The following is a 22992-nucleotide window of genomic DNA, read 5'->3' on the forward strand; positions in this document are numbered from 1 at the left end:
AAGTGTCAAGAAACGGTAATATTTAAAGGGTATGATAGAACTATAGAAAGAAGGAGAATTTTCAAATATGAAATCAACAACTAAAAAGATTAAAACAACTCTTGCAGGAGTAGCTGCCTTATTTGCAGTATTTGCTCCATCATTTGTATCTGCCCAAGAATCATCAACTTACACTGTTAAAGAAGGTGATACACTTTCAGAAATCGCTGAAACTCACAACACAACTGTTGAGAAATTGGCAGAAAACAACCACATCGACAACGTTCATTTGATTTATGTTGGTCAAGAGTTGGTTATCGATGGCCCTGTAGCGCCTGCTGCAACACCAGCGCCAACTACTTATGCAGCACCAGCTGCTCAAGATGAAACTGTTTCAGCTCCAGCAGCAGAAACTACAGAAGTAGTAGAAGAAGCAGCACCAGCTGCAAGCACACCTGCAGCAGAAGAAACTGTTGCTGTAGCAGAAACTTCAGCACCAGCTGCAACTGTAAGCGGTTCTGAAGCAGAAGCTAAAGAATGGATTGCACAAAAAGAATCAGGTGGTAGCTACACAGCTACAAACGGCCAATACATCGGACGTTACCAATTGACAGATTCATACTTGAACGGTGACTACTCAGCTGCTAACCAAGAACGTGTGGCAGATGCCTATGTTGCAGGACGTTACGGTTCATGGACTGCTGCTAAAAACTTCTGGCTTAACAACGGCTGGTATTAAGAAATAGAAAAAGAGCCTTTGATGGCTCTTTTTGTGTGCTTTTATTTGATAAAAGACAATTAAAAGTAGTGATAGCCGATTGCTTACGGCTGACGAGATTCTGGAGTTTCTCCAGCTGAATTAGTGCGATTATTACTGTTAGTATCGCGAACCTCAGCATTATTACTACTATTATTATTGGTATTCGTATCTCCTTGGGCTCCTGCAGTATCAGTAGCTTGATCTCGTGTATTGGTAGCAGTGTTTCCCCCACTTCTAGCACTATCAGATGAAGGTTGCTCGCTTGCAGGTGCTTGTGAACTGTATCTGTTCCCATTTGACTCAGTATAGGTTGGAGTGTAGCTGCCTCCTTCTGAAGAATGTGTTTCTCTTTCTCCCTCACTACTAGTCGTTCCTGTTTCTTTTTTATTAGACTTTTGTTCTTCTTTTTTGGTCAAGACTTCAACTTGCTTTTGGAATTTAGAAATCAGTTCTTGAATGGGTTTTATTTTTTCATCAATAGTGGCTTGTTCGCTTGTGGAATTGACACTTTTAATGATTTCTAGTATTTTTTGTAAGGAAGTGATGGCTGTTTCAAGTGTTTGTTTATCTTCGAACTGGCTATCGGATTCCTTTATATCCAATTTTAAAGCTTTTTCAGTATAATGATTAGTGATTTTATCGGCAGTAGAAGTAAGAAATTCTGTTAATGTCTTTTTGCCTTCGTCAGTGGTAGGCTTTAATTCTTGAATTTTTTTCCAATCCTCTATAATCGTTTCAGAATCAATATTGAAGTTTTTAATAGCATTTTTTACTTGTTCGACATCTTGTCCATTCTTATGTTGTTTGCTGAGAGCGATGTTCCCTATCTCTGCTTGGATATGTTCTTGATGAATGACTAAGCCTATTAAAAGTCCAAGACCTACAACAATAATGATAGTAAAAATAGTATTTTTTGATGTTAGAATATCTTTGTAGTTTTTCACAATCGTACTACGTACATGGATGGTAGTATCTTAAAGGGATCATGTACGACTTCCTCCTCATTACAGTATATCATTTTTAGCTTATTTTATAAATAAGTTTATAAGTAGAATCGAGATTTAACTGTTCATTGCCCTTTTTGTAATTATATTTCTGTTTCTATCAAATAGAATGTCAGATTATCAGCCTCTTTCTTGTCTTCTCTAACCAAGCATGTTATAATGAATACTGCTCAAGCGACCTTCAATCGTGAAGCACACACGACCTTCAATCGTGAACTAGTCATTTCGTTTATCTTTTATTACGTCGTTAACTCGAAATGAGATGCAAGCTGAGCTTGTCTGATTTATAACCTCAATCAGTCTCCCAGACTGATTGAGCGAACTCAAGTTATGCCTGCGACTCATTGCCTATCATATTTTCATTTTAAGATGATAGGCTAAAATGGTCTCCCAGACCATTTTACTACTAAAAGCAAACGAAATGACTATACTCAAATAAATTCTATTGAAAGTCATAGTAAATAGAATTTTGAGGGTATAAATAAACGAATAGATGGGAGACTTACCATGAGTGATAACTCTAAAACACGTGTTGTTGTGGGGATGAGTGGTGGTGTTGATTCGTCGGTGACGGCTCTTCTTCTCAAGGAGGAGGGCTACGATGTGATCGGTATCTTCATGAAGAACTGGGACGACACAGATGAAAACGGCGTCTGTACGGCGACCGAAGATTACAAGGATGTGGCTGCGGTAGCAGACCAGATCGGCATTCCCTACTACTCTGTCAATTTTGAAAAAGAGTACTGGGACCGCGTTTTTGAGTATTTCCTAGCGGAATACCGTGCAGGACGTACGCCAAATCCAGACGTTATGTGCAACAAGGAAATCAAGTTCAAGGCTTTTTTGGACTATGCTATGACCTTGGGGGCAGACTATGTGGCGACTGGGCATTATGCTAGAGTGGCGCGTGATGAGGATGGTACAGTTCACATGCTTCGTGGCGTGGACAATGGCAAGGACCAGACCTATTTCCTCAGCCAACTTTCGCAAGAACAACTTCAAAAAACCATGTTCCCACTGGGACATTTGGAAAAGCCTGAAGTTCGCAGACTAGCAGAAGAAGAGGGCCTTGCGACTGCTAAGAAGAAAGACTCGACAGGGATTTGCTTTATCGGAGAAAAGAACTTTAAAAATTTCCTCAGCAACTACCTGCCAGCTCAGCCTGGTCGAATGATGACTGTGGATGGTCGCGATATGGGTGAGCATGCAGGACTTATGTACTATACGATTGGTCAGCGTGGCGGTCTCGGTATCGGTGGGCAACACGGTGGTGACAATGCACCTTGGTTCGTTGTCGGAAAAGACCTGAGCAAGAATATTCTCTATGTAGGACAAGGATTCTACCATGATTCGCTCATGTCAACCAGCCTAGAGGCTAGTCAAGTCCACTTTACTCGTGACATGCCAGAGGAGTTTACGCTCGAATGTACGGCTAAATTCCGTTACCGTCAGCCTGATTCTAAGGTGACCGTCCATGTCAAAGGAGATAAGGCAGAGGTTATCTTTGCAGAACCGCAACGCGCCATCACACCAGGTCAGGCAGTTGTCTTTTACGATGGTGAAGAGTGTCTAGGTGGTGGCTTGATTGACAATGCTTACCGCGATGGACAAGTTTGTCAGTACATTTAGATTGACAAATTTTCTCAATTTGCTACAATAATAAAAGCAATAGAAATGATGGTCAAAGCTCATGGATGTTGCAGGCTTTTTTGTCCTGCACTTCTTTGGAGTTTTGACTGTTTTTATGTCGTTTAAGGGAAAGGACAAGAATGACTCAGCAAGACTTTCGGACCAAAGTTGGAAATACGGTTTTTGGTGTTCGGGCGACAGCTTTGATTGTCCAAAATCGTAAGCTTCTAGTCACCAAAGAAAATGGCAAGTATTACACAATTGGCGGTGCGATTCAAGTCAATGAAAGCACGGAAGAAGCGGTAGTCCGTGAAGTGAGGGAAGAACTGGGTGTCGAAGCTCAAGCTGGGCAACTAGCTTTTGTTGTTGAAAATCGTTTTGAAGAAGATGGTGTCTATTGGCACAACATCGAGTTTCATTATCTGGTGGACTTGCTTGAGGATGCCCCATTGACCATGCAGGAAGATGAGAAAAGGCAGCCTTGTGAGTGGATTGATTTGGATCAGCTTAAGGGTATCAATCTAGTTCCAGCCTTTTTGAAAACAGCCCTGCCAGATTGGGACGGCCAACTAAGACACATCCATCTTGAGGAATAGGGGAGAAAATAATGGTTAAGCTTATTGCCCATGTACTTGTTCATAGTGGTGATGATTATTTGCTCATTCAGCGTTCGGAAATTAAAAGAGGACAACCCAATGTTTATCCAACTTACTGGGATATTCCTGGTGGTGGGGTTGAAAAGGGTGAACTTCCGCGAGATGGAGCTCTTAGAGAATGTATTGAAGAAGCGGGAGTTAGGCTAGATAGCAGTTTGCTCAAACTTCTTCACGAAGATAGTCAACTGGATACCTCTAAGGATACTGTCTTTACTCGCTTAGTTTATAAAGCAGAGTGGGTTGGGGAGAAGCCAATTATCAGATTAGATCCTGAAGAGCATACGCACTTTAAATGGGTTACTATGGCTCAAGCTCTAGAGGAGGAGAAGTTAGTTCCTTATTTACGAGAAATTTTTGAAAGGTTAAGAAATGACTTATAATTTTACTGAAGAATACGATATTATTGTAATCGGTGCGGGACACGCTGGGGTAGAAGCATCCCTAGCTGCTAGTCGTATGGGCTGTAAGGTCTTGCTTGCGACTATCAACATTGAAATGCTGGCTTTCATGCCTTGTAACCCCTCTATCGGTGGTTCTGCCAAGGGAATTGTCGTGCGTGAAGTTGATGCCCTCGGTGGCGAGATGGCCAAGACCATTGACAAAACTTACATCCAGATGAAGATGCTCAATACAGGGAAGGGGCCAGCTGTCCGTGCCCTTCGTGCGCAGGCTGACAAGGAGCTTTACTCTAAGGAAATGCGCAAGACGGTTGAAAATCAAGAAAATCTGACTCTTCGTCAGACCATGATTGATGAGATTTTGGTTGAAGACGGCAAAGTTGTCGGTGTACGTACAGCGACCCATCAAGAATATGCTGCCAAGGCTGTTATCGTGACGACAGGGACTGCACTACGTGGGGAAATCATCATCGGAGACCTCAAGTATTCATCAGGTCCTAACCACAGCTTGGCTTCTATTAACCTTGCTGACAATCTCAAGGAACTGGGCCTCGAAATTGGTCGTTTCAAGACAGGAACGCCTCCACGTGTCAAGGCTTCTTCTATCAACTACGATGTGACCGAGATTCAGCCAGGAGACGAAGCGCCTAATCATTTCTCATACACTTCACGTGATGAGGATTATGTCAAAGACCAAGTGCCATGCTGGTTGACCTATACCAATGGTACCAGTCATGAGATTATCCAAAACAACCTCCACCGTGCGCCTATGTTTACAGGTGTAGTCAAGGGAGTGGGGCCTCGCTACTGTCCGTCGATTGAGGACAAGATTGTGCGCTTTGCGGACAAGGAGCGCCACCAACTCTTCCTTGAGCCAGAAGGTCGCAATACTGAGGAAGTCTATGTTCAAGGACTTTCAACCAGTCTGCCTGAGGATGTCCAGCGTGACTTGGTTCATTCTATCAAAGGTTTGGAAAATGCAGAGATGATGCGGACAGGTTATGCCATTGAGTATGACATGGTCTTGCCTCACCAGTTGCGTGCGACTCTGGAAACCAAGAAAATCTCCGGACTTTTCACTGCTGGTCAGACAAATGGAACGTCAGGTTACGAAGAAGCTGCTGGTCAAGGGATTATCGCGGGTATCAATGCGGCTCTTAAAATCCAAGGCAAGCCTGAGTTGATTTTGAAGCGCAGTGACGGTTATATTGGGGTCATGATTGATGACTTGGTGACCAAGGGAACCATTGAGCCTTATCGCCTTTTGACCAGTCGAGCTGAATACCGCCTCATTCTCCGCCATGACAATGCCGATATGCGTTTGACAGAGATGGGACGTGAGATTGGACTTGTGGATGATGAACGCTGGGCTCGCTTTGAAATCAAGAAAAATCAATTTGACAATGAGATGAAGCGCCTAGATAGCATAAAACTTAAGCCAGTCAAGGAAACCAATGCCAAGGTTGAGGAGATGGGTTTCAAGCCTTTGACAGATGCAGTGACAGCCAAGGAATTCCTTCGCCGTCCAGAAGTTTCTTATCAAGATGTGGTGGCTTTCATCGGACCAGCTACAGAGGACTTGGATGACAAGATTATCGAATTGATTGAAACAGAAATCAAGTACGAAGGCTATATTTCCAAGGCCATGGACCAGGTTGCCAAGATGAAACGCATGGAAGAAAAACGCATTCCAGCCAATATCGACTGGGATGACATTGATTCTATTGCAACCGAAGCTCGTCAGAAGTTCAAGCTCATCAATCCAGAAACCATCGGCCAAGCTAGCCGTATTTCGGGAGTAAACCCAGCAGATATTTCTATTTTGATGGTGTATCTTGAAGGTAAAAATCGTAGTATTTCTAAAACTCTTCAAAAATCAAAATGATACGTCGTCGGCTTCGGCTCACCTAACTTAAGTTATGCTTTCGCCTAGCCTTCTAGTCTGCTTTCGATTTTTATTGAGTTTTAATCTAAAAAGAAAGCATAGAGAAAAAACAGCTCCGAAGACGGGGCTGTTTTGTTGACTTGTACTCAATGAAAATCAAAGAGCAAACTAGGAAGCTAGCCGTAGGTTGCTCAAAGCACTGCTTTGAGGTTGTAGATAGAACTGACGAAGTCAGTAACATATATACGGCAAGGCGACGTTGACGTGGTTTGAAGAGATTTTCGAAGAGTATTATTCTTCATCTGGTGTGAGGATCATAGGGATGATAATTGGTTCACGTTCTGTATTTTCATAAAGGAAGGGGCGAATAGCGTTGACAATGGCACCATTGACTGATTGCACGCTAGCATCCTTGTTTTTCAGTGCGATACGAATTGCATTGAAGAGGATACGCTGGCTTTGGCGAATCAAGTCACCCGATTCTCTCATGTAGACAAAGCCTCGGCTGAGGATGTCTGGACCAGACAGAATCATTTGAGACTTGAAGTCAACAGTTGCGACTGCCAGAACGACACCGTCTTCAGATAGATCACGACGATCTTTGAGTACGGCAGCACCGATTTCACCGATACGATTTCCATCGACATAGATGTCTTGGGCGTTGAAATGGCCTGCAATACGAGCTGAGTTAGCAGTAAGGGCAAGCACATCACCATTGCTCATGATAAAGATATTGTCCTTCTCAACACCAGTATCCACTGCTAGCCCAGCGTGGACTTTTTGCATGCGGTATTCACCGTGAACAGGCATGAAGTATTTTGGCTTAATCAAGCGGAGCATAAGTTTTTGCTCTTGCTGGCCACCGTGTCCAGATGTATGGATATTGTTAACCTTACCGTGGATAACTTCGACACCAGCTTCAGAAATGATGTTAATCAGCTTGTTGACGCTAGTAGTGTTTCCAGGGATCGGACTAGAAGAGAAGATAACAGTATCGCCGGGTTGGAGTTGCACCTGACGGTGGGTTCCGTTGGCGATACGAGAGAGGGCCGCCATAGGTTCACCCTGACTACCTGTACAGAGGATCAGAACTTCGCCTGCAGGGTAGTCTTTGATTTCATTTGGCTCGATAAAGGTTCCCTTAGGAGCTTTGATGTAGCCAAGATCGATTCCGTTGACAATGGCCTTTTCCATAGAGCGACCAAAGACCGCAATCTTGCGTCCAGTCTTAACAGCAGCTTCTGTTGCTTGCTGGAGACGGAAGATATTTGAGGCAAAGGATGCAAAGATGATACGTCCTTCAATGCCTTGGATAATCTTCATGATGGACTGGCCAACGACTTTTTCAGAGTTGGTAAAGGTTGGAATTTCTGCATTTGTCGAGTCAGACAGGAGACAGAGTACACCGTCTTCACCAAGAGCTGCCATACGGTGCAAATCTGCTGGTTCACCAACTGGTGTTAAGTCAAACTTGAAGTCACCCGTACAGACAATTTTCCCTTGAGGAGTATGAATGACAATCCCCAAAGGTTCTGGAATAGAGTGAGTCGTTCTAAAGAAAGTTGCCTTGAGATTTTTAAAGGTCAACTCAGTATTGTGGTTGATTTCGTAAAGTTTGGCGTTGCGCAAGAGGCCGTGTTCTTCGAGTTTCCCACGGATCAAAGCCAAGGCAAGCGGTCCAGCATAGATAGGGACATTTGCTTGCTTGAGCAGAAAGGGAATCCCACCAATGTGGTCCTCGTGTCCGTGGGTAATCAAAACAGCCTTGACGCGGTCGATATTGTCCACGATGTAAGAGTAGTCAGGAATGACATAGTCGATACCAAGCAAGTCATCTTCTGGGAATTTAATCCCAGCATCGACGATGATAATCTCATCTTGGTATTCAATTCCGTAAGTGTTTTTCCCGATCTCTCCCAGACCACCGATGGCAAAAACGCCAACTTCTTCAGGTTTAAGAGTATAGGTCATATTAGAACTCCGTAATTTCGAAGGCGCCAGTTTCTTTTTCGTAATCTAGCAATTTGTCAGACAAGAGTTCGATATACTCGATATTGTACTCTGGGCGATTTTCTTCGACAAGTTGGCGAGCAGCGATACGGCCCTCAAGTTCTGAGCTGGCATCGATGTCTAGGTAAAGTGCGCGTGTTGTTTCACGACGTGGGCTACGTTCTTTTGTTTCTTGATAAAAAACTTTGTAAATCATATAGTTCCTTTCTATTTACAGGTCAGCTTATTCCAAACTTTTAGCAGAGAATTGCTTGATTTCATTCCATTTTTGTCTAGATTGACCTTGATTCGTTACAATTATTTCAATTATACCACAAAATGAAAAATTAGTAAAAGACGGAAACGAGAAAGTCATAGGGTTACTCGTTGGTAAGCGTTTGCAAAAATAAAGAAAATATGTTATTTTGATAATGGAAGTGGAATTTATCATTTGTCACAATTCCCTATAGTTTTTAAGTCAAGGAGGTTGCCCTATGTATAATTTATTTGCTTTTGCTATCGGAGCTCGCTTAGTAGCTTTTATTGTTTTTGTTGCTTGCGTTTATGGAGGGAATCTTCTATTTGCCAAACTGGAACAACGACAAACCAAGTTCTTGTGGAAAATTACCTTTGTGACTCTCTACTCGCTTTTTCTCCTCCTCGTAACCTATGTAGTTTGGTTTATATTTTACTTTGGATTAAATGCTTAGATGCCCTGCTCTGCTGGGGTATTTTTGTTTGGGGGCAAAGAAAATTCCACCCCATCTATCAAGATGAGGTGGTCTTTGCATTTTTCTAAAATGACATGACAATGGAATTTTCAGAGCTTATTAGCTTTATATTAATGATTCTTCTGCTCAAAAATAGAGTTGAAGACTAAAAACAAAACAATACAAACAGATAAATCGATTGGTAAAGGGATAGTAGTAATGTTTAAATCATTGAGAATGCTGAGCAAACTATAAGAGATAAAGATAATAAAATTTATCCTTCTAAAAATGTGTTTTTTATCTAGCATGACTTACCAAACTTTTTACGAAGGTCTTTTCCAATGGTATAACCTGCCATAAATAAAGCGATACCAACACCTACACCAAAACCACCCTTTATTTCTTGCAATTCCTTATTAGAAATTTCACAATAGTTGTTCAAATCTTTCATCATATTAATCTCCTCCTAAAAAATAACCAGCTGCCAAACCAGAACCTATAAGTGCTGTTCCACCTGCAATAGCTTTCCAAGATACTGCTACTCCAAAGATAACCAAGGGAGCGAGACCGCCATCAATATCTGATAATTCATTTTCAGATAAGGATAAAAATTGATTGTCAAGAACGTCAAAATTTGTCATTGAACTTTCCTCCTTTTTTCTTGTTCACTTTTATATTCGGAAAAGAAAAGGAAAAGTGAGCATTTTTTAAATTATTTTTTAGCTAAGTATAGGCATTTTTGTTTGGGGGCAAAGAAAATTCCCATGTGCCAGCTTTTGTAGTATAATAGTAAGCAGACAAAAAGATAGGAATGTGTTATGAAAGTATTAGCTTTTGATACGTCCAGCAAGGCTCTTTCTCTCGCTATTTTAGAGGACAAGCAGGTTCTTGCCGAGACGACGATTAATATTAAGAAAAATCACAGTATTACCCTTATGCCTGCCATCGATTTTTTGATGGCAAGTTTGGATTGGACACCCAAGGATTTGGACCGAATCGTGGTGGCGGAAGGGCCAGGTAGCTACACAGGTTTGCGAATCGCGGTAGCAACTGCCAAGACTTTGGCTCATACCCTGAACATTGAGTTAGTTGGTATGTCTAGCCTCTTGGCTCTGGTGCCCTACCAACAAGAAGGCTTGTTCGTTCCCTTGATGGATGCGCGTCGCAACAATGTTTATGCAGGATTTTATGAAAATGCCAAACCTGTCATGCCAGAAGCGCACCTATCTTTTGAAGAGGTGTTAGAGAAAGTTAAGGGTGCTAGTCAGGTAACCTTTGTCGGAGAAGTTGCCCCCTTTGTGGAGCAGATTCAAGAACACTTGCCAAGGACTAATTACAAAGAAACCTTGCCTAATGCAGCCAATCTTGCTCTTTTGGCTTGGGACAAGGAAGCAGACTCCTTGCATGATTTTGTGCCGAACTACCTCAAGCGTGTTGAGGCTGAGGAAAACTGGCTCAAGAACCATACCGAGTCTGGTAAGTCCTACATTAAACGCCTATGATAGAAATCAAACGAACTCACCAGCAACCTGATCTGGCTCAAGCCATCTACGCTGTTATGATAGCTGTTTACCCAGTCAGTCCTTGGACGCTGGAACAAATCCAAGCAGACCTGTCCCAAGACCAGACTTGGTATGCTCTAGCTTATGATGGGGAAGAAGTGATTGGCTTTCTAGCTGTGCAGGAGAATCTTTTTGAGGCAGAAGTCCTGCAAATCGCTGTCAAACAAACCTATCAGGGTCAGGGAATTGCATCAGCCTTGTTTGCTCAATTGCCGACAGACAAGGAGATTTTCCTCGAAGTCAGAAAGTCAAATCACCGAGCACAAGCATTTTACAAGAAAGAAAAGATGGCAGTCATCGCTGAGCGAAAGGCCTACTACCATGACCCAGTCGAGGATGCCATTATCATGAAGAGAGAAATAGATGAAGGATAGATATATTTTAGCATTTGAGACATCCTGTGATGAGACCAGTGTCGCCGTCTTGAAAAACGACGATGAGCTCTTGTCTAATGTCATTGCTAGTCAAATTGAGAGCCACAAACGTTTTGGGGGCGTAGTGCCAGAAGTAGCCAGTCGTCACCATGTCGAGGTCATTACAGCCTGCATCGAGGAGGCGTTGGCAGAAGCAGGGATTACCGAAGACGATGTAACAGCTGTGGCGGTTACCTATGGACCTGGCTTGGTGGGAGCTTTACTAGTTGGTTTATCAGCTGCTAAGGCCTTTGCTTGGGCACATGGACTTCCGCTGATTCCCGTTAACCACATGGCTGGTCACCTTATGGCAGCTCAGAGCGTGGAGCCTTTGGAGTTTCCCTTGCTAGCCCTCTTGGTCAGCGGTGGACACACAGAGTTGGTTTATGTTTCGGAGGCTGGTGACTACAAGATTGTTGGGGAAACGCGAGATGACGCGGTTGGTGAGGCCTATGATAAGGTCGGCCGTGTCATGGGCTTGACCTATCCTGCCGGTCGTGAGATTGACGAGCTGGCTCATCAGGGGCAGGATATTTATGACTTTCCTCGTGCCATGATTAAGGAAGATAATCTGGAGTTTTCATTCTCAGGTTTGAAATCTGCCTTTATCAATCTTCACCATAATGCCGAGCAAAAGGGAGAAAGTCTGTCTACAGAGGACTTGTGTGCATCCTTCCAAGCAGCTGTCCTGGATATTCTCATGGCAAAAACTAAGAAGGCTTTGGAGAAATACCCTGTTAAAACTCTAGTCGTGGCAGGTGGTGTGGCAGCCAATAAAGGTCTCAGAGAACGCCTAGCAACTGAAATCACAGATGTCAAGGTCATCATTCCACCTCTGCGCCTCTGCGGAGACAATGCAGGTATGATTGCCTATGCCAGCGTCAGCGAATGGAACAAAGAAAACTTTGCAAGCTTGGACCTCAATGCCAAACCAAGTCTCGCTTTTGATACCATGGAATAAAGAGTCAGCTTAGGGCTGGCTTTTTTGCTCTCTTAAATGTCAGAATATTTTGACAAATAATTGTGAATAATGATATACTATATAAAAAATAGGAGGTGGTGAGATGATTGAGAGAATGGAGTTGGGAGAATTTTACAAGGAATTACGTTTGGCGAGAAAGCTCAAGCAGTCAGATGTGGCTTGTGCTGGTCTAACAGCCTCTCAGTTGTCCAAGTTTGAACTAGGGCAGTCTATGCTATCTGCGGATAAGTTGATCCTAGCCATCCAAGGGATCAATATGAATTTTGATGAGTTTGGTCATAAGCTAAACAATTATCAAGAATCCCTACATATGCAGATTGGTAGAAAGGTTGTGGATCGCTTTGCCCACCAAGATATCGCTGGCTTAGAGCAACTGTTGGAGGAAGTCGAGCAAGAACAGATGGCAGAGACCTATCGTCGTTTGAATGCCATTGTAATTAAAAACGCACTCCATTCCTTAAATAAGAACTATCCATTAGTAAAAGAAGATAGCGAGTTTTTGACTATCTATCTCTATGCTATTGAGTCTTGGACCTGGTTTGAACTCTATCTCTTTTGCAATACCATGCCCTTCTTGAGCAATCAAGATTTGATATTTTTATCGACCGCTTTAATTGAGAAATCTAGGGAATTTAAAGAGTTGGTACATAATCGATTGTATATGAAAAGTGGATTTCTGAATATTATATCAGAACTCATGGAGCGTAAACTTTTCTCTTATATCCCAATTTTTGAAGCTGAGCTAGAGAGCATGCTTCGTCCATACGATGTTTTTGAAAAAGTATTGTGGCAGTTTTTAAAGAAAATGAAGATTTTCCTTCAAACCAAAGGAAGCAATCAAAAAGAGATTGAAAGATTTATCCAATCTCTGCAAGTATTAGAAAATCCACAATTGCTAGCCCTCTTCGAATTGCGTTTGAAGCAATACAAAGAACTTATTGAGTAGTCAACAATTGCAAATCTGAAATTTCTATAAGAAAAAATATCAAATATGCGATTTTCTAAAATAAGCTAATTTTCGTGTTATACTATCCTTGTAAAGCACTTCAAGCAGATCCTAAGTCGCAGAAGTGGTTTATAGATGGGAATTCGTACAGTATATGTTTAATTATGAGCATACTGTAAATGGCTGGACTAAAAGTGAAACTTGGCGTCCTAGATAAAATGAGGTAAACGATGGAAAAACAAAGTCAGTTACAAATGTTAATTCATTCCCTATACAATAATAAAGAAATTAGCTTGACGGAAGAATTTAGGAAGCAATTGCTGGAAACAGCAAAACAGTTCTCTAGTACTAATGAAGATTTGTTAGCTGTACGTCTTTCTTTTGCCGTCTCTAAAGAATTGTTGAGCTTTAAAGGTGAACCGCCGACAGAGTTGTTGGATTTAGCAAAATTTGTCCAAAAGAAAGAAGCTAAATACAAGCAGGGAATAGTGTGGTCTGGTATTTTTAAGATATGATTTATTATAAAATACGGCATGAACATCATATAATGGATGAATCTGAATATGAGCAAGGCTTGGAGTTCAATATTAAACCAAGTCTTGTTTTCTATACACTGGAACTTTAAAAGGAGTTGTGATGAAAGTATTTCTTCAAAATAGAAATTTTAGGCAATTAACCATCAACCAGTGGATTTCAACGGTTGGGGATACGATTTTTTATCTGGCCTTTTTGAATTATGTGGCAGATGCATCTTTTGCCCCTTTGGCGATTTTACTGATCACGATTTCAGAAACCCTTCCTCAAGTTCTGCAAATCTTTCTGGGAGTTTTGGCGGATTTTCAACATCATCGTGTCCTAAAATATACAATGATTAGTTTTGCAAAATTTTTGCTTTACTCTATCGTTTCTTTATCACTTTCAGGGCAGTCCTTTTCCTTGTTATTAGTAGCATTTATTTGTCTGATTAACCTCTTATCTGACACATTGAGTTATTTTTCAGGCGCCATGCTCACTCCGATTTTCATTAGAATTATTGGGCAAGACCATCTGGCAGAAGCTATTGGATTTAAACAGTCAACTGTTAGTTTAGTGAAAACAATCAGTAATATTCTAGGAGGAGTCTTACTAGGTATTCTATCTATCCAGTCTATTTCCTTACTGAATGCTCTGACCTTTTTAATCGCATTTTTAGGTATTCTTTTCATAAAAACAGACCTCTTGAAAGTAGAAAAAACGATTAGCTATCAAGAAGGACTCTCTGTAAAATCCTTTTGCCAGCATCTGCTCCAATCATCAAAATTGATATGGAATATGAATAAGGTGCTCTTGGTTTTGTTTATTATCTCTATTAGTCAAGCAGTGATAAATGTTACAGTTCCTGTTTCTACTCTGTTTTTGAGGAATCAGCCCTTTTTGAATTTACAAACAGGTCAATCTCTTGCCTTGTTATCCACCCTTGAATTGTCAGCCCTTATTGTCGGAAGCCTTGTGAGTGGCTATCTGAAGAATACAATCTCCATAAAACTAGCCCTATATGCCTCGCTTATTATCCAATTACTCCTTTTAGTTGGCTTTGTGGCAGTTCGTTTTGACTGGATTCTTATCTTTAGTGCCTTGGATGCCTTTTTCGCAGGTATCCTCTCTCCTCGATTACAGGAACTCATTTTTAAACAAATACCTGAGGAGTCAATGGGAGCAGTTCAATCCTCTATCGGTGCCATTACAGTTGTTTTACCTAGCTTATTTACAATAGCTTTGGTAACCATTGCTACTAGCTTTGGAACTCTGGCAGTTAGCTTTGTTTTATTGCTATTTCTTCTAGCTGCCTTTATCATACTCTTGAATATCCGTGAAAACATTTAGCGAAGAATGTGTATATTATATGTTTGAGACTGGATTCCAGTCTGTTTATGATGGCTACAATCAGCAGACTGTTAAATTTTTGAGAAAGTTGCTTGACATTTCAGACCAATCGGTTTATAATTAAAAAATGTAGAGATAAATACATGAGAAAAGAAGAAAAAACAAGACTACGAAGAGAGAAAATCATTACCGCTGCTTTGTTTGAATTTGCTACAAAAGGCTATCAAGGTTTTGTCATCAATGAACTTTGTAAAGTGGATGGTATTTCCAAAGGAGTTTTGTATCATAATTTTTCAGGGAAATCAGACCTCTATCTAACTTGTTTTCAGGAGAGTTTTGAGAAAGCTTTGGCAGTGTTTCTGGGGGTGGAAGGTCAAGTGCCCTCCTTAGCTGATTATATGGAAAGACGTCACCAATTTTATCAGCAATACCCAGAACATAGCCACATTTTCTTTGAGGCAATGATTGCGACACCAGAAGAATTGGAAGCAGACATTGCACCACAGAAAGCTATCTTTTTGGACTTGAATGAACAAGTTTGTCAAAAACTTATATCAGAATCCAAACTGAAAGAGCATATTGATGAGAAACGAGCTATGGACTATCTGCGATTGATTCAGGATATGTTTCGTTCCTATTATTTAACTGTTTCGTCAGATAGCAGTTTGCCTGACTTGGTTTCAGGATATGAACATCAATTATCACAGGTTTTGGATATGATGATTTATGGAATACTAGAGGAAGATTCCTCTAAAAAAGGAGAAAAATAATGTCGAAAATTTGGAAATGGTTGTTACTAATTGCGGGTATTTTTGCAGTTTTTGTAGGTTTTAATATGTTTGCACATCCTCTTATTAGCTTGGCTTCCATGACTTTCTGGTTTGCACTTGTATTTGCAGTTCAAGGGATTTCTGAGATTGTACAATACTTCAAATCAGAAGAAAAGCATGGCTGGAATTTATTTGGAGGAATTGTTACCCTCATCCTCGCTCTTACCTTGTTCTCAGGTAGCTTTATTGAAATGGTAACATTTGTACCATTTATCATTTCTTTATGGGCCTTGACAAATGGTATTACAAAAACTATCGTTGGTTTCAAGGTTCGTAAGACGGATAAATCGGTAGGTACCCCTCTAGTTTGGATGGGGATTTTAGGAATCGTAGCAGGTTTAATCATGATGGGACACCCATTGATGACCGGTCTCTATATTAGTTACACCATTGCCTTTGTCTTTATTTATCAAGGTATTGTGGCAATTGTTCAATTCTTCAAGATTAAATAAGAATAAAATGGAGTCTGTCTGATTACAATCAGCAGACTTTTTTCTCTTTCCTGAATGTGTTATAATAGTCCATGCTGTGGCTGGAACTGATTCAGCCCATTTATTAAGACGATATGAGGAGAAAGATGAAAGAAAAAGGATTTTGGGAGGGGGCGCAGGCAGCCATGCCAACAGCCCTTGGTTATGTCAGTATCGGCCTGGCCTGTGGGATTATCGGTGCGCCCTATGTGACACCTGTTGAGATGGGCTTGATGAGCCTCTTTGTTTATGCTGGGAGCGCCCAGTTTGCCATGTTGGCCTTGATTGCGGTTCAGGCGCCCGTGGCAGCTATTGCTATGACGGTCTTTTTGATTAATTTGCGTCTCTTTTTGCTGAGCTTACACGCATCGACCTATTTCCGTCATACCAGTCTCTGGCAAAATATTGGTATGTCTAGTCTCTTGACAGATGAGACCTACGGCGTTTTGATGGGCGAATTGGCCCATACAGACAAGGTCAATCCGATGTGGATGCACGGAAACAATCTCAACAGCTATGTGGCTTGGTTTGTGGGAACAGTGGTTGGAACGGCTCTAGGTGGTCTGCTACCAAATCCAGAAATCTTTGGGCTAGACTTTGCTTTGGTTGGGATGTTTATCGGAATTTTTGCTTCGCAATTCCAGATTATGCAAAGACGGATTCCAGTCCGCAATCTGCTCGTTATCTTAGCAGTTGTTGCGGTGTCATTCTTTTTGCTCTTGACAGTGGTGTCTCAGTCACTAGCTGTTCTGTTTGCGACCTTGCTAGGTTGTACAATGGGGGTGGTTTTAGATGGTCAGTAAGTATCTTTTATTAGCAGTTATTTTCTCTGGCTTGGTGACATGGATTCCCCGTATGATTCCCTTCATCTTGGTCAAGTATAAGGGCTTGCCTGCGATTGTTGAGCGTTTTTTGAAGTTCTTGCCCGTTTCTATTATCTTTGCCTTGATTCTTTCAAGTGTAGTGACAGGCAAGGTTGGCAGTCTTCCTCAAATCAAATGGCTAGACTTCTTGGCAGTCTTTCCAACCGCTTGGGTAGCCTTTCGCTACCGTAATTTAGTCGGAACAGTTCTCTTTGGAGTTGTCTTGATTGCCGTCCTACGTTTACTATTTTAAATGGGCTATAAAGAAAATCTATCACAGAGATAGATATCATATAATGGCATAATTACTTTTTTTCTGATAAGATAATAAGGTATTCTATTTTGGAGGAAATGACATGAAAAAAATCGTTAAATACTCATCTCTTGCTGCCCTAGGGCTTGTTGCTGCAGGTGTGCTTGCGGCTTGCTCAGGTGGTGCTAAGAAAGAAGAAGCAGCTAGCAAGAAAGAAATTATCGTTGCAACCAATGCTTCACCAAAACCATTCAACTATGAAGAAAATGGCGAATTGACTGGTTATGAGATTGAACTAGTTCGTGCTATCTTTAAAGATTCTGAAAAGTATGATGTCAAGTTTGAGAAGACAGAGTGGTCAGGAGTCTTTGCAGGACTTGACGCTGACCGTTATCAAATGGCCGTTAACAACATCAGCTACACTAAAGAACGTGCAGAAAAATACCTTTATGCAGCTCCAACTGCTAAAAACCCTAACGTTCTTGTAGTGAAAAAAGACGACTCTAGCATCAAATCGCTTGATGATATCGGTGGAAAATCAACAGAAGTTGTTCAAGGGACAACATCTGCTAAACAGTTGGAAGACTATAACAAACAACACTCAGATAATCCAACTGTCCTTAACTATACTAGAGCAGACTTCCAACAAATCATGGGACGCTTGAGCGATGGCCAGTTTGACTACAAGATTTTTGATAAGATTGGTGTTGAAACAGTTATCAAGAACCAAGGTTTGGACAACTTGAAAGTTATCGAACTTCCAAGCGACCAACAACCTTACGTTTACCCACTTCTTGCCAAAGGTCAAGATGAGTTGAAAACATTTGTGGACAAACGCATCCAAGAACTCTACAAAGACGGAACTCTTGAAAAACTGTCTAAACAATTCTTCGGAGACACTTACCTACCAGCAGAAGCTGATATTAAATAATTATTTGAAGTCATCCATTCTGATTCAGATGGGTGATTTCTAAGTCTTTAGGGATATAGTTTTAAACTATATATCTGACTATCTAATAACAATTTGTGAAATCAAACAAATTGTGAGATACTAGTACGGTATTATTTTTAAGGAGAAAGAATCATGAAAATCAAAAAATGGCTTGGTGTAGCAGCCCTTGCTACAGTCGCAGGTTTGGCTCTTGCAGCTTGCGGAAACTCAGAAAAGAAAGCAGACAGTACAACAACTATCAAAATCGCAACTGTTAACCGTAGCGGTTCTGAAGAAAAACGTTGGGACAAAATCCAAGAATTGGTTAAAAAAGACGGCATTACCTTGGAATTTACAGAGTTCACAGACTACTCACAACCAAACAAGGCAACTGCTGATGGCGAAGTAGATTTGAACGCTTTCCAACACTATAACTTCTTGAACAACTGGAACAAAGAAAACGGAAAAGACCTTGTAGCGATTGCAGATACTTATATCTCTCCAATCCGTCTTTACTCAGGTTTGAATGGAAGTGACAACAAGTACACTAAAGTAGAAGATATCCCAGCAAACGGAGAAATCTCTGTACCGAATGACGCTACAAACGAAAGCCGTGCGCTTTACTTGCTTCAATCAGCTGGCTTGATTAAATTGGACGTTTCAGGAACTACTCTTGCAACAGTTGCTAACATCAAAGAAAATCCAAAGAACTTGAAAATCACTGAATTGGACGCTAGCCAAACAGCTCGTTCATTGTCATCAGTTGACGCTGCTGTTGTAAACAATACCTTCGTTACAGAAGCAAAATTGGACTACAAGAAAGCACTTTTCAAAGAACAAGCTGATGAAAATTCAAAACAATGGTACAACATTATCGTTGCGAAGAAAGATTGGGAAACATCACCAAAAGCTGACGCTATCAAGAAAGTTGTTGCAGCTTACCATACAGATGAAGTGAAAAAAGTTATCGAAGAAACATCAGACGGTTTGGATCAACCAGTTTGGTAATAAGAAACAGGGAGGTGGGAGAGAAAATTCCACCTCTTGCTTTTGTATAGAGCATGGATTGTCAGGAAGAGTAGTTCATAGAAAGGTAGAGAGAATATGGTTTTTCCTAGCGAACAAGAACAGATTGAAAAATTTGAAAAGGATCATGTAGCCCAGCATTATTTTGAGGTTTTGCGTACCTTGATTTCTAAGAAATCAGTCTTTGCCCAACAGGTGGGTCTCAAAGAAGTTGCCAACTATCTGGGTGAGATTTTCAAGCGTGTGGGGGCTGAAGTGGAGATTGATGAGACTTATACGGCGCCCTTTGTTATGGCGCATTTCAAGAGTTCGCGCCCAGATGCCAAGACCTTGATTTTCTATAACCACTATGACACTGTGCCAGCTGATGGGGATCAGGTCTGGACAGAAGATCCTTTTACTCTTTCAGTCCGCAATGGCTTCATATATGGGCGTGGGGTTGATGACGACAAGGGTCATATCACAGCTCGTTTGAGTGCTTTGAGAAAATATATGCAGCATCATGATGATCTGCCTGTCAATATTAGTTTTATCATGGAGGGTGCGGAGGAATCGGCTTCGACAGACCTGGATAAGTATCTGGAAAAACATGCGGATAAACTCCGTGGTGCAGATTTGTTGGTCTGGGAACAAGGAACCAAAAATGCCTTGGAACAGCTAGAAATTTCTGGTGGAAATAAGGGGATTGTGACCTTTGATGCCAAGGTGAAAAGTGCTGATGTGGATATCCACTCTAGTTATGGTGGGGTTGTGGAGTCAGCTCCCTGGTACCTCCTTCAAGCTCTACAGTCTCTTCGTGCTGCAGATGGCCGTATCTTGGTTGAAGGTTTGTACGAAGAAGTACAAGAGCCAAATGAACGTGAATTAGCCTTGGTGGATACCTATGCCCAACGAAATCCAGGGGAAATCAGCCAGATTTATGGTTTGGAATTGCCTCTTTTACAAGAGGACCGTGCAGCCTTTCTAAAACGATTCTTTTTCGAGCCAGCTCTTAATATCGAAGGGATTCAGTCAGGTTATCAGGGACAAGGAGTCAAAACGATTTTGCCAGCAGAAGCCAGCGCTAAGCTAGAAGTTCGTTTGGTTCCTGGCCTAGAACCGCATGATGTTCTGGAAAAAATTCGGAAACAGCTAGACAAAAATGGCTTTGATAAGGTAGAATTATACTATACCTTGGGAGAGATGAGCTATCGAAGCGATATGAGCGCACCAGCCATTCTCAATGTGATTGAGTTGGCCAAGAAATTCTATCCACAGGGCGTTTCAGTCTTGCCGACGACAGCGGGTACCGGGCCTATGCATACGGTCTTTGATGCCCTAGAGGTGCCAATGGTGGCCTTCGGTCTAGGAAATGCCAACAGTCGAGACCACGGTGGAGATGAGAACGTGCGAATCGCCGATTACTACACCCATATTGAATTAGTAGAGGAGCTGATTAGAAGCTATGAGTAGAGATATTATCAAGTTAGATCAGATCGATGTGACTTTTCATCAAAAGAAGAGAACCATCACAGCGGTCAAGGATGTGACCATTCACATCCAAGAAGGGGATATCTACGGAATTGTTGGATATTCTGGAGCAGGGAAATCAACCCTTGTACGGGTGATTAACCTCTTGCAAAAACCATCTGCAGGGAAAATTACCATTGACGACGATGTGATTTTTGATGGTAAGGTGACCTTGACGGCAGAGCAGTTGCGTCGTAAACGTCAAGATATTGGAATGATTTTCCAGCATTTTAACCTGATGAGCCAAAAGACAGCAGAGGAGAATGTAGCCTTTGCACTTAAACATTCTGGGCTCAGCAAGGAAGAAAAGAAGGTTAAAGTAGCTAAGTTGTTGGACTTGGTTGGCTTGGCAGACCGTGCTGAAAACTACCCTTCACAACTATCTGGAGGGCAAAAACAGCGTGTGGCCATTGCGCGTGCCTTGGCAAATGATCCAAAAATCTTGATTTCAGACGAGTCGACTTCTGCCCTTGATCCGAAGACAACCAAGCAAATTTTGGCCTTGTTGCAAGATTTGAACCATAAATTAGGATTGACCGTTGTCTTAATTACGCATGAAATGCAGATTGTCAAAGATATTGCCAACCGTGTGGCAGTTATGCAGGATGGGCATTTGATTGAAGAGGGTAGCGTCCTTGAAATCTTCTCAAATCCTAAACAACCTTTGACGCAAGACTTTATCTCAACAGCCACTGGTATTGACGAAGCCATGGTCAAAATCGAGAAACAAGAAATCGTGGAACACTTGTCTGAAAACAGCCTTTTGGTGCAGCTCAAGTATGCAGGGGCTTCAACAGACGAGCCACTTTTGAATGAATTGTACAAGAATTACCAAGTAACGGCTAATATCCTCTATGGAAATATCGAAATCCTCGATGGTACTCCTGTTGGAGAATTGGTTGTGGTCTTGTCAGGTGAAAAAGCAGCGCTAGCAGGCGCCCAAGAAGCCATTCGTCAAGCAGGCGTACAACTAAAAGTATTGAAGGGAGGACAGTAAGATGGAATCATTGATTCAAACCTATTTACCAAATGTATATAAAATGGGCTGGGCTGGTCAAGCAGGCTGGGGAACAGCCATCTATCTAACTCTTTATATGACAGTTCTTTCTTTCATCATCGGAGGATTCTTGGGGTTAGTGGCAGGTCTCTTTCTCGTCTTAACAGCGCCAGGTGGTGTTTTGGAAAATAAGGTTGTCTTCTGGATTTTAGACAAGATTACTTCCATTTTCCGTGCGGTTCCTTTCATCATCCTCTTGGCAATCTTGTCTCCCCTTTCTCACTTGATTGTGAAAACAAGTATCGGGCCAAATGCAGCCCTTGTCCCACTTTCTTTTGCAGTCTTTGCCTTCTTTGCCCGTCAGGTGCAGGTGGTCTTGGCTGAACTGGATGGCGGTGTCATTGAGGCAGCTCAAGCTAGCGGAGCGACATTCTGGGATATCATAGGTGTTTACCTATCAGAAGGTCTTCCAGATTTGATCCGTGTGACGACTGTGACCTTGATTTCCCTTGTTGGGGAAACAGCTATGGCTGGTGCGGTTGGAGCCGGCGGTATTGGTAACGTAGCCATCGCTTATGGATTTAACCGTTACAATCACGATGTGACTATCTTGGCAACCATCATTATCATTTTGATTATTTTTGTAATCCAATTCTTGGGAGACTTCTTGACTAAGAAATTGAGCCATAAATAAAAAGAGCCGTGCGGCTCTTTTTTAGTAATCAGATTTTCTGTGCCAATTTTTTACTCAAGGCTTGTCCAATCAAGGCACCCACTAGGGCTCCGATGACAATACTTGCGATAAATAGAAGAACGGTTCCAGGGTTTGGCGCGACCATGATACGGTCAATATATTCTTGGGATTTTCCTCTTGCCAGAAGAGTAGCCATATAGGCTTTGGGAGTAATCCACATAAGTAGAATTGGTCCTGATGTGCTAAAGGCGAAAATAACGAAAGAGAGGAAATTCTTTGTTTGGTCCTTGTATTTTCCTAAATGAGCTATTCCATCTGCTAGGAGGCCACAGATAATTCCAGGAAGGAAGGCACCAGCACCGTGTTTAGATCCCAAGAAAAAGAAGGCCATGACAAGGCCGATAGTGGTAATGGCTCCAAAGCGCGGAATTTTTGCGACTAGGATCATATAGACGCTACCGCCGACAAGGGCAGTAAAGGCAGGCGCATAAAACATGTTTCCAGTTTGGTCAAAGAGATTGCCCAAAAGGACACCAATCCCCATGCAGAGGAAGTAAAGAACTGCAAAAAGCAGTGTAGTTAAGATAGATTTTTTCATGAATTGTCTCCTGATAATTTTCTCACAATTCTCATTGTACCACGG

General features: G+C 41.7%; 27 protein-coding genes. 21 read left to right on the forward strand and 6 right to left on the reverse strand.

The annotated features are described in order from the left end of the window. Positions 1–67 precede the first annotated feature (67 nt). Positions 68–718, forward strand: a complete 651-nt coding sequence (locus tag MK482_RS01215) for a M23 family metallopeptidase (protein ID WP_268717775.1) — start codon at positions 68–70, stop codon at positions 716–718. A gap of 83 nt (positions 719–801) precedes the next feature. On the opposite strand, the gene MK482_RS01220 is transcribed toward MK482_RS01215, so the two are convergent. Beyond that, positions 802–1683, reverse strand: a complete 882-nt coding sequence (locus tag MK482_RS01220) for a hypothetical protein (RefSeq protein ID WP_268717776.1) — start codon at positions 1681–1683, stop codon at positions 802–804. A 567-nt stretch (positions 1684–2250) separates the two neighbouring features. On the opposite strand from MK482_RS01220, the gene mnmA reads away from it, so the two are divergent. The 4 genes from mnmA to mnmG all read left to right on the forward strand — a co-directional run bounded on the left by mnmA (position 2251) and on the right by mnmG (position 6311). After that, positions 2251–3372: a tRNA 2-thiouridine(34) synthase MnmA gene (gene mnmA, locus MK482_RS01225; RefSeq protein ID WP_268717777.1), complete on the forward strand. Its 1122-nt coding sequence runs from the start codon at positions 2251–2253 to the stop codon at positions 3370–3372. 140 nt (positions 3373–3512) lie between these two features. Beyond that, a complete protein-coding gene (locus MK482_RS01230) occupies positions 3513–3968 on the forward strand; it encodes an NUDIX hydrolase (RefSeq protein WP_268717778.1) in 456 nt (151 codons plus the stop codon). A gap of 8 nt (positions 3969–3976) precedes the next feature. Further along, entirely contained in the window at positions 3977–4408 is a 432-nt protein-coding gene (locus MK482_RS01235) for an NUDIX hydrolase (protein WP_261087145.1), read from the forward strand. Beyond that, entirely contained in the window at positions 4398–6311 is a 1914-nt protein-coding gene (mnmG, locus tag MK482_RS01240; protein ID WP_238096095.1) for a tRNA uridine-5-carboxymethylaminomethyl(34) synthesis enzyme MnmG, read from the forward strand. Before MK482_RS01235 ends, mnmG begins: the two co-directional genes overlap by 11 nt. Positions 6312–6602: 291 nt before the next feature. Here the strand turns inward: mnmG and rnjA are convergent, their stop codons facing one another. Both rnjA and MK482_RS01250 read right to left on the reverse strand, forming a co-directional pair. Further along, a complete protein-coding gene (gene rnjA, locus MK482_RS01245; RefSeq protein WP_153192706.1) occupies positions 6603–8282 on the reverse strand; it encodes a ribonuclease J1 in 1680 nt (559 codons plus the stop codon). Between the two features lies 1 nt (position 8283). Continuing rightward, positions 8284–8517: a DNA-dependent RNA polymerase subunit epsilon gene (locus MK482_RS01250; RefSeq protein WP_000639572.1), complete on the reverse strand. Its 234-nt coding sequence runs from the start codon at positions 8515–8517 to the stop codon at positions 8284–8286. 277 nt (positions 8518–8794) lie between these two features. On the opposite strand from MK482_RS01250, the gene MK482_RS01255 reads away from it, so the two are divergent. Continuing rightward, on the forward strand, positions 8795–9010 hold the full coding sequence (locus MK482_RS01255; protein ID WP_049500723.1) for a hypothetical protein: 216 nt from the start codon (positions 8795–8797) through the stop codon (positions 9008–9010). A 301-nt stretch (positions 9011–9311) separates the two neighbouring features. On the opposite strand, the gene cibB is transcribed toward MK482_RS01255, so the two are convergent. Together cibB and cibA are read right to left on the reverse strand one after the other, a co-directional pair. Beyond that, positions 9312–9464, reverse strand: a complete 153-nt coding sequence (gene cibB / locus MK482_RS01260; protein WP_000974044.1) for a fratricide two-peptide bacteriocin subunit CibB — start codon at positions 9462–9464, stop codon at positions 9312–9314. A 1-nt stretch (position 9465) separates the two neighbouring features. Beyond that, positions 9466–9651, reverse strand: a complete 186-nt coding sequence (cibA, locus tag MK482_RS01265) for a fratricide two-peptide bacteriocin subunit CibA (protein WP_000180841.1) — start codon at positions 9649–9651, stop codon at positions 9466–9468. 177 nt (positions 9652–9828) lie between these two features. Between cibA and tsaB the strand changes: the two genes are divergently transcribed. The 15 genes from tsaB (at position 9829) to MK482_RS01340 (ending at position 22349) form a co-directional block, all read left to right on the forward strand. Beyond that, a complete protein-coding gene (tsaB, locus tag MK482_RS01270) occupies positions 9829–10512 on the forward strand; it encodes a tRNA (adenosine(37)-N6)-threonylcarbamoyltransferase complex dimerization subunit type 1 TsaB (RefSeq protein WP_020901818.1) in 684 nt (227 codons plus the stop codon). Then, positions 10509–10946, forward strand: a complete 438-nt coding sequence (rimI, locus tag MK482_RS01275; protein ID WP_020901819.1) for a ribosomal protein S18-alanine N-acetyltransferase — start codon at positions 10509–10511, stop codon at positions 10944–10946. Before tsaB ends, rimI begins: the two co-directional genes overlap by 4 nt. Further along, the gene (gene tsaD, locus MK482_RS01280; RefSeq protein ID WP_064276775.1) at positions 10936–11946 is read left to right on the forward strand and encodes a tRNA (adenosine(37)-N6)-threonylcarbamoyltransferase complex transferase subunit TsaD; all 1011 of its coding nucleotides are present in this window, start codon (positions 10936–10938) and stop codon (positions 11944–11946) included. The genes rimI and tsaD overlap by 11 nt, the downstream gene beginning before the upstream one ends. 103 nt (positions 11947–12049) lie before the next feature. After that, positions 12050–12913, forward strand: coding sequence for an Rgg/GadR/MutR family transcriptional regulator (locus tag MK482_RS01285; protein ID WP_020901821.1), 864 nt, complete (start codon positions 12050–12052; stop codon positions 12911–12913). Positions 12914–13143: 230 nt separating this feature from the next. Further along, positions 13144–13428 (forward strand): bacteriocin immunity protein, encoded by a 285-nt coding sequence (locus tag MK482_RS01290; RefSeq protein WP_004254985.1) that lies wholly within the window; start codon positions 13144–13146, stop codon positions 13426–13428. A 121-nt stretch (positions 13429–13549) separates the two neighbouring features. Then, entirely contained in the window at positions 13550–14776 is a 1227-nt protein-coding gene (locus MK482_RS01295; protein WP_004254988.1) for an MFS transporter, read from the forward strand. A gap of 143 nt (positions 14777–14919) precedes the next feature. Further along, on the forward strand, positions 14920–15546 hold the full coding sequence (locus MK482_RS01300) for a TetR/AcrR family transcriptional regulator (RefSeq protein ID WP_001224323.1): 627 nt from the start codon (positions 14920–14922) through the stop codon (positions 15544–15546). Further along, a complete protein-coding gene (locus MK482_RS01305) occupies positions 15546–16058 on the forward strand; it encodes an HdeD family acid-resistance protein (RefSeq protein ID WP_000036821.1) in 513 nt (170 codons plus the stop codon). Before MK482_RS01300 ends, MK482_RS01305 begins: the two co-directional genes overlap by 1 nt. Positions 16059–16183: 125 nt before the next feature. Continuing rightward, on the forward strand, positions 16184–16879 hold the full coding sequence (locus tag MK482_RS01310; RefSeq protein ID WP_268717779.1) for an AzlC family ABC transporter permease: 696 nt from the start codon (positions 16184–16186) through the stop codon (positions 16877–16879). After that, positions 16869–17192, forward strand: a complete 324-nt coding sequence (locus MK482_RS01315) for an AzlD domain-containing protein (protein WP_023945155.1) — start codon at positions 16869–16871, stop codon at positions 17190–17192. The genes MK482_RS01310 and MK482_RS01315 overlap by 11 nt, the downstream gene beginning before the upstream one ends. 103 nt (positions 17193–17295) lie before the next feature. After that, entirely contained in the window at positions 17296–18123 is an 828-nt protein-coding gene (locus MK482_RS01320; RefSeq protein WP_268717780.1) for an amino acid ABC transporter substrate-binding protein, read from the forward strand. 153 nt (positions 18124–18276) lie between these two features. Next, positions 18277–19131, forward strand: coding sequence for a MetQ/NlpA family ABC transporter substrate-binding protein (locus MK482_RS01325; protein ID WP_268717781.1), 855 nt, complete (start codon positions 18277–18279; stop codon positions 19129–19131). 96 nt (positions 19132–19227) lie between these two features. Then, positions 19228–20601: a M20 family metallopeptidase gene (locus MK482_RS01330; protein ID WP_261032738.1), complete on the forward strand. Its 1374-nt coding sequence runs from the start codon at positions 19228–19230 to the stop codon at positions 20599–20601. Beyond that, positions 20594–21655, forward strand: a complete 1062-nt coding sequence (locus tag MK482_RS01335) for a methionine ABC transporter ATP-binding protein (protein ID WP_261035263.1) — start codon at positions 20594–20596, stop codon at positions 21653–21655. The genes MK482_RS01330 and MK482_RS01335 overlap by 8 nt, the downstream gene beginning before the upstream one ends. A 1-nt stretch (position 21656) precedes the next feature. After that, on the forward strand, positions 21657–22349 hold the full coding sequence (locus tag MK482_RS01340; RefSeq protein WP_125410840.1) for a methionine ABC transporter permease: 693 nt from the start codon (positions 21657–21659) through the stop codon (positions 22347–22349). 28 nt (positions 22350–22377) lie between these two features. On the opposite strand, the gene MK482_RS01345 is transcribed toward MK482_RS01340, so the two are convergent. Continuing rightward, the gene (locus MK482_RS01345) at positions 22378–22947 is read right to left on the reverse strand and encodes an MptD family putative ECF transporter S component (protein WP_125410841.1); all 570 of its coding nucleotides are present in this window, start codon (positions 22945–22947) and stop codon (positions 22378–22380) included. Positions 22948–22992 lie beyond the last annotated feature (45 nt).

The sequence above is a fragment of the Streptococcus mitis genome (assembly GCF_026782865.1).
GTDB classification, from domain to species: domain Bacteria; phylum Bacillota; class Bacilli; order Lactobacillales; family Streptococcaceae; genus Streptococcus; species Streptococcus mitis_CG.